Consider the following 6,348-nt stretch of genomic DNA (forward strand, 5'->3'; position numbering starts at 1 on the left):
TATTCATTTGTAATGAATAATGAGTTATACTATAAAATTGTTGAAATTTGTTTCGATACAGGAGGATCAATATGTTTAGTTTATCGCCAAAAGATAATAAGTTTTTTGATTTATTTATAGAAAACGCACATACAATTTATGAAACAGCTCTTTTATTTGAGGACTATGTAAAAGATACAACTTGCATGGATGAAAAACTTGCGGAAATTAAAAATTTTGAAAAATTATGTGATAATCAGCAACATAATATATTAAATGAACTAAACAAGACGTTTATAACACCATTTGATAGAGAAGATATATACTCTATATCAAAAAAAATGGATGATATAGTAGATTTTATAGAGGCAAGCGCTAGTAGGTTTGTAATGTTCAATGTAACATCTATAAAGGAAGAAATAATTGACTTAGTAGATCTTGTAGTAAAATCTTGTGAAAATGTAATAAAACTTATGGAACAGTTTAAAGATATGAGGAATAATGACAAGCTTACAGAAATTATAATTGAAATCAATAAGATAGAAGAACAAGGTGACTTAATATTTAGAAAAGCAGTAAGGCAGCTTTTTGTAGCGGATATACCTGTCCTTGATGTAATTAAATGGAGAGAAATATATCAATACGTTGAAAATACATTAGATGCATGTGAATCAGTTGCAAATATTATTGAAGGAGTTGCGATGAAAAATGCCTAGTTCGATAATTTGTATAACTGCTATAATTGTGGTTCTTGCATTGATATTTGACTTTATAAATGGATTTCATGATAGTGCTAATGCTATCGCTACATCAGTATCCACTAGAGTACTTAGTATGAGATCTGCAGTGCTTATGTCAGCAGCAATGAATCTTCTTGGAGCTTTTATGAATGAAAAAGTTGCGAAAACTATAGGAGATGGAATAATAAATCCTTCACTTATTTCGCCATCTGTTATCATTGTTGCAATAGTTAGTGCTATAATTTGGGACATCTTAACTTGGTATTTTGGAATCCCAAGTAGTTCTTCCCATGCTTTAATTGGAAGTTTAATTGGAGCGGCTATTGTTTATCAAAGTTCAGTTACAGTTGTAGACTGGACAATATTTTTTAAAAAAATTATAATTCCATTGTTTTTATCGCCAATACTTGGCTTTATTTTTGGTTACATGTTTATGATTGCATTGCAATGGATATTAAGAAAATCGAGACCTACAACAGTTTCTAAATTTTTCTCAAAAGCTCAAATTTTATCAGCCATGTTTATGGCACTTAATCATGGAGGAAATGATGCTCAAAAATCAATGGGAGTTATAACTATGTCACTAGTTAGTGCAGGATTTTTAACTAAATTTAGCGTACCAGTTTGGGTTACATTATCATGTGCATTGGCAATGGCATTAGGAACATCTTTTGGTGGATATAAGATTATAAAGACTATGGGTATGAACATGGCAAGATTAGCTCCTGTAAATGGTTTTGCAGCGGAAACAGGTGCAGCAGCAGTTATTTTTTCAGCCACTATGATGAATGCTCCGGTTAGTACAACTCAAATAATATCCACATCCATAATGGGAGTAGCAGCATCTCAAAGGTTGTCATCAGTAAGATGGATACTTGCTAAAAATATAGTATGGGCTTGGGTAATTACAATACCTATATGTGCACTAATGGCTAGTGTTTTATCGTTACTTTTGAAATTAATATAAAAATTTAAATTATACATAGGACATCTTTAATGAGTATAGATTTTAGTTCTGCTTAAATCCTTGCTTAACAAGGATGTTTTTTTATTTATGAATAAATTAATATAGATTAAGAGAATAATAACCTTATGTGTTTAGAAAAATATAAGGGAGTAAATAAAATTATGAAGAAATTTGCAGGTAAACTGATAATTTTAATAGTCTTAATTTTTATCTCATCAAACGTTATAATTAATGCAGAGGAATTAAAAAAGGATGATAAAAAAATAATTTTAATAGATCCTGGGCATGGTGGAATAGACGGTGGAGCAGAATCAAAAAATGGAATTACTGAAAAAGACATAAATTTAAAAATAGGCCTTAATTTAAAAAAAAGATTAGAGAAACAACATTTTAAAGTTGTGATGACAAGGGATAAAGATAAAGGGCTTTATAGTGATGAAGGGAAAATTAGAAAGAAAAAATTAGAAGATCTTAACAATAGATGTAAGATGAAAGAAGAAAGTAATTGTGATATGTTTGTAAGCATTCATCTTAACAAGTTTCCACAAAGCAAATATTATGGAGCTCAGGTTTGGTATTCTGATAATAAAAATAGTACAGAATTAGCCCATATTATACAAGAAAATTTAAGAGAGGATTTAAATGATGATAGTGGGAGAGTTGAGAAACCAGCTCTAGAATTATATAAAGTATTGAGATGTAGTAAAAATATACCTTCAGTAATAGTAGAATGTGGTTTTTTATCAAATGAAGAGGAAGCTTATAAATTAAATACAGATAAATATCAAAATAAGATAGCTGAGTCAATATGTAAATCTATAAAAATGTATTATGATAAAAAAAGTTGAAATATGATATTTCCTAGGAAATATGCTATGGTGCTGTTTATATATAATTTTTTAGGATGCAATACAAAGAAATTGCTAAATAAGGTTAAAGATTTTTCGTACGCAAAGCATAGAAAAATCTTTAACCAACTTGCTTTGCAATATAGCACTTATAAGAATCAAATTTATGTCATCAATCAAAAATAAATGAAGTTAAATATTGAAAAAGTTGCCTATGAGTGGTGTAATACATATATAGATATAATTAAGATTGAAAGGCAGGGACAAAATGAGAGAAATAAATTCTGAAGAAATAAAGACTAAAATAAAACAACTTTGTATAGAAGCAAATTATTATCTACCAAAGGATGTATTAAGTGCGCTAAAAAAGTCTAAAGAAAAAGAAGAGTTTCCAGTGGCAAAGGATATATTAGACAAAATAATTGAAAATAGTGATATAGCAAGAAAAGAAAATGTTCCCATCTGTCAGGATACAGGTCTTGCTTGCATATTTTTAGAAATAGGACAAGATGTCCATATAGTTGGCAATTTTATTGAAGAGGCTGTTAATGAGGGGGTAAGAGAAGCTTACATAGAGGGGTATTTAAGAAAATCCGTTGTTCTTGATCCACTTGACAAAAGAATTAATACAGGAGACAATACCCCAGCTATAATTAATTATGAATTAGTAAAAGGTGAAAATATAAAAATAACAGTAGCACCAAAGGGAATAGGTTCAGAAAATATGAGCAAAATTAAAATGTTAAAGCCAGCAGATGGAGTTGATGGAATTAAAGAATTCGTATTAGACACAATAGAGGCAGCGGGACCTAATCCGTGCCCACCACTTGTAGTTGGTATAGGAATTGGTGGAAATTTTGAAAAAGTAGCTTTATTGGCTAAAAAAGCACTTTTAAGGCCAATTGACGAAAGAAATAAAGATGAATTTTACAGCATATTAGAAGATGAACTTTTAGAAAAAATTAATGAAATGGGAATTGGACCACAAGGTTTTGGGGGAAGAACTACTGTATTAGGGGTAAACATTGAAAAGTTTCCTACCCATATTGGTGGTTTGCCAGTTGCTGTAAATATAAGTTGCCATGTGACTAGGCATAAATCTATAATTATATAGAATTATATTAATGATTTAGGAGGCTATAATGGAAATAAAAATCAACGTACCATTTAATAAAGGTCAGGAAGTAAGAAACTTAAAAATGGGGGATAGAGTTTTAATATCTGGTACAATATATACAGCTAGGGATGCCGCACATAAGAGGCTTATAGAACTTTTAAATAAAGGTGAGGAGTTACCGATTGAGCTATTAAATCAAGTTATTTATTATGTGGGACCTACACCTGCAAAACCAGGTGAAGTAATAGGATCAGCTGGCCCAACTAGTAGTTATAGAATGGATACATACTCAACTAAACTTATAGAATTAGGACTTAAAGGTATGATAGGAAAAGGCCTAAGATCACAGGAAGTAATTGATGCTATTATTAAAAATGGTGCAGTATATTTTGGAGCCATTGGTGGAGCTGCAGCATTAATAGCAAAATCTATAAAGAAATCAGAAGTAATAGCATACGAAGATTTAGGGGCAGAGGCAATAAGAAAACTTGAGGTTAAGGATTTCCCAGCTATTGTTGTCATAGATAGTGATGGCAATAATTTATACAAGGACGGCAGAAATGAATATTTGAAATCTTTTAAATGAATAGGGGGAGGAGAAGATGAAAGAAAAAAGAACAATGGCTGATAGCGAAGGGAAAAGACATGTTTTTCAAGAAGAGATTATAAAAAAATATAAAAAAACTCTCATAGCAATAAAAGTTGATTATCCGGGGAATAATAAAGATAACTATCTAACAAAAAATATTATAGGATGTGTAGATAATATTTTGACAGATATTTTTAAAGATAAAGTCTATTTAAAAATTTTTAGAATTACTGAAGAAGGACCAATTATAACAATTTTGCTCAATTTAGATTCTTATGAGGTGAAGAAAACTTGTATTGAAATTGAAGACAAACATGCATTAGGAGGAATTATAGACATAGAAGTGTATGATCTTAATGGAAAAATTATAGATAGACAATCAGTAGGTTATGAAGAAAAAAGGTGCATTATATGTGGTGAAAGTGCCTCAAAATGTAAAAAGCTTAACTCTCATTCAATTTCAGAAATATTAGAAAATATGAAGCACATATACACTGAATATATAGGCAAACATTTTAACGAAGTGTATTAATACAAGTATTCGTAATTATTGGAGGAAAAAATGTATAAAAAGATATCACTTAAGATAAGAATACTAATATTAAGTATTTTTTGCATTATAGGAATTTTAATATTAGTGTATACGGCAATTGAAAATAAAAACCTTAAGCAATTTAAGAATGGTATAAATAATAGTAAAATAAAAAAAACTGAATCAATGAAGGCGGAGAATAAAGCAAGTAAAAACGAAATACAAACCATAAAAGATGAAAAACAAAAACAAATCGATAGTTTAACTGAAAAAGGATATAATGATTTTGGAGCAAAAAATTATAAGATTGCAATAGATGAGGAAAATCAGGCCATAGCACTAGACGACAACAATTCTAGAGCACATGCTGTAAAGGGAATAGCATTATGTTATTCTCAGCTAAACGAAACAAACTTTCAGAGCGGTTTACAGGAGATAGACAGAGCACTGCAAATTAAACCTGACTATGGATATGCTAGGTTTAATAGGGCATTGGCCTTAGAACTTTATGGACATTATGATGAAGCTTTAATTTGGTATGATAAAGCCTTAGAGGTAGATAATTTTGTATGGAGTTATTATGGGAAAGCATGTATATATGGTAGAAAAGGTGACGTAGAAAACTCTGTAAAGTATTTAAAAATAGCAATTAGTATGCAAGCTAACATAAAAGAAGAAGCGAGAGCAGAAGAAGACTTTGCAAATGTAAGAGATAGTGAAGCCTTTAAAGAACTTTTAAAATAAAGTTTGCGTCTTAATAGTATAAAAAATACTGAAAGTAGCTAATGTATAATATATTAGCTATTTTTTTATTCAAACATAAATGAGCATATTTTGAGAAAATACGTTTGAAATGAATGTAAATGATTACAAAAGAATAAAAAAATTATATTAATAAAAAAAAGTGAAAATAAATGAACAAAAAGTATTGACAGATGTGGTGTAAATGTTTACAATATAATCAAAGAAGCAAATAAATACAAAAATAAAAATTAGATAAGAGTGATATATATGTTTGCAGAAGAAAGGCAAATGGAAATTGGGTTAATTCTACAAAAAACTGGTAGTATAAAAGTAAATGAGCTTTCAGAACACTTTGGTGTATCAGAAGCAACTGTAAGAAGAGATCTACAAGAAATGGAAGGTAAAAAATTACTTAGAAGAACGCATGGAGGTGCCGTAAAGTCTGAAATAACAAATTTTGAACCAAGTTTTATGGAAAAAAAAGATGAAAAAAGCGATGAAAAATCATTAATTGCCAATTACGCAGCAAAGCTTATAAAAAATGGTGACACTATAGTTTTAGATTCAGGTACAACTACATTAGAAATAGCAAAAAATATAACAGCAGAAAATATAACCGTAATAACTAATTCAATAGATATCGCAGTAGAACTTTCAAGTAAAAATAGTATTGAATTAATTTTAACTGGTGGAGCATTAAGGATGAATACTAGAGCAATGGTAGGTTACATTTGTGAAGATATGCTTAGAAACTTTAGAGTAGATAAAGCTTTTATAGGAACAAATGGAATTTCTTTAACTGAAGGAATAACAACCCCTAATCTAGTTGAAG

8 protein-coding genes are annotated in these 6,348 nt (G+C 29.6%); all 8 read left to right on the forward strand.

Annotated features, from left to right (window positions below; all coding sequences use genetic code 11):
- Window positions 1-71 precede the first annotated feature (71 nt).
- Window positions 72-695: a DUF47 domain-containing protein gene (locus B8978_RS17700; protein ID WP_084117621.1), complete on the forward strand. Its 624-nt coding sequence runs from the start codon at window positions 72-74 to the stop codon at window positions 693-695.
- On the forward strand, window positions 688-1,686 hold the full coding sequence (locus tag B8978_RS17705) for an inorganic phosphate transporter (RefSeq protein WP_084117622.1): 999 nt from the start codon (window positions 688-690) through the stop codon (window positions 1,684-1,686). Before B8978_RS17700 ends, B8978_RS17705 begins: the two co-directional genes overlap by 8 nt.
- 161 nt (window positions 1,687-1,847) lie before the next feature.
- Entirely contained in the window at window positions 1,848-2,534 is a 687-nt protein-coding gene (gene cwlD / locus B8978_RS17710; RefSeq protein WP_084117629.1) for an N-acetylmuramoyl-L-alanine amidase CwlD, read from the forward strand.
- 268 nt (window positions 2,535-2,802) lie between these two features.
- On the forward strand, window positions 2,803-3,648 hold the full coding sequence (locus B8978_RS17715; protein ID WP_084117623.1) for a fumarate hydratase: 846 nt from the start codon (window positions 2,803-2,805) through the stop codon (window positions 3,646-3,648).
- Between the two features lie 28 nt (window positions 3,649-3,676).
- A complete protein-coding gene (locus B8978_RS17720) occupies window positions 3,677-4,237 on the forward strand; it encodes a Fe-S-containing hydro-lyase (RefSeq protein ID WP_084117624.1) in 561 nt (186 codons plus the stop codon).
- Between the two features lie 16 nt (window positions 4,238-4,253).
- The gene (gene citX / locus B8978_RS17725; RefSeq protein ID WP_084117625.1) at window positions 4,254-4,772 is read left to right on the forward strand and encodes a citrate lyase holo-[acyl-carrier protein] synthase; all 519 of its coding nucleotides are present in this window, start codon (window positions 4,254-4,256) and stop codon (window positions 4,770-4,772) included.
- Window positions 4,773-4,802: 30 nt separating this feature from the next.
- Window positions 4,803-5,516 carry a tetratricopeptide repeat protein gene (locus B8978_RS17730; RefSeq protein ID WP_084117626.1) on the forward strand — a complete coding sequence of 238 codons (714 nt, stop codon included), beginning with the start codon at window positions 4,803-4,805 and terminating at the stop codon, window positions 5,514-5,516.
- Window positions 5,517-5,783: 267 nt separating this feature from the next.
- On the forward strand, window positions 5,784-6,348 hold a 565-nt coding region (locus B8978_RS17735), incomplete at its 3' end, for a DeoR/GlpR family DNA-binding transcription regulator (protein WP_084117627.1).

Source organism: Clostridium acidisoli DSM 12555, from assembly GCF_900176305.1.
Classification (GTDB): Bacteria; Bacillota; Clostridia; order Clostridiales; family Clostridiaceae; genus Clostridium_I; species Clostridium_I acidisoli.

Bases quoted from the DNA above. Each gene is read 5' to 3' on its own strand.
- B8978_RS17715 (WP_084117623.1), top strand. From the start codon at position 2,803: ATGAGAGAAATAAATTCTGAAGAAATAAAGACTAAAATAAAACAACTT.
- B8978_RS17730 (WP_084117626.1), top strand. From the start codon at position 4,803: ATGTATAAAAAGATATCACTTAAGATAAGAATACTAATATTAAGTATT.
- B8978_RS17705 (WP_084117622.1), top strand. From the start codon at position 688: ATGCCTAGTTCGATAATTTGTATAACTGCTATAATTGTGGTTCTTGCA.
- B8978_RS17720 (WP_084117624.1), top strand. From the start codon at position 3,677: ATGGAAATAAAAATCAACGTACCATTTAATAAAGGTCAGGAAGTAAGA.
- citX (WP_084117625.1), top strand. From the start codon at position 4,254: ATGAAAGAAAAAAGAACAATGGCTGATAGCGAAGGGAAAAGACATGTT.
- B8978_RS17700 (WP_084117621.1), top strand. From the start codon at position 72: ATGTTTAGTTTATCGCCAAAAGATAATAAGTTTTTTGATTTATTTATA.
- cwlD (WP_084117629.1), top strand. From the start codon at position 1,848: ATGAAGAAATTTGCAGGTAAACTGATAATTTTAATAGTCTTAATTTTT.